Annotated in this window: 1 protein-coding gene; it reads left to right on the top strand. The window is 56.1% G+C overall.

Going from position 1 to position 538, the window contains the following annotated elements:
• Positions 1-68: 68 nt before the first annotated feature.
• Positions 69-538, top strand: a 470-nt coding sequence (locus OGX86_RS00320; RefSeq protein WP_286639004.1) for a host cell division inhibitor Icd-like protein, incomplete at its 3' end; no start/stop codon positions are given.

Genomic DNA, 538 nt, shown 5'->3' on the forward strand with positions numbered 1-538 from the left:
TGGCTACAGTCTGAAATCACGGCGTGGATGGCAGAACGTGTCGCGCACCGCAACCGGAAATACGACGCATGAATCAGAGCAACCTTCACAAAGCCCCTTTTTCTGGCTTGCATCCGTTGTGTGTTTCCTGGTACAGTTTTGTCGCTGTCGCAAAATCGACAGCCGGAATTGGCGTTCCGTGTAACTCAATGGCGACAACAGACGCGCTATGCGTCTTTTTTTATGTCGTAGCTCAGACACACCCATTTTCCGGGCTGTGGTGTTTATGCGCACACCGCGGTTCCTGTCAGATAATGGTAGTCCGGGCGGGGCAGCCTTCGGGCTGGCCGGTATTCATTGAGGCCGGTTACGCCAACCCCGTTCGGGCTGCCACCAGTGAAATTGGCGTTTCCGGTGGTAGCAGCAACCGCTACTCAATGGAGATTGCCATCATGGCTACGCCCCTCACCCCGTCACATCCGCAGTTTGTCTTTGTGTTTGCCGCCGTCCGTCGCGCAGACCGTAAACCCCGTATCTGTATGCTCCGCACCGTTGCCGG

It is taken from the genome of Citrobacter sp. Cpo040 (assembly GCF_030332915.1).
GTDB lineage: Bacteria > Pseudomonadota > Gammaproteobacteria > Enterobacterales > Enterobacteriaceae > Citrobacter > Citrobacter portucalensis.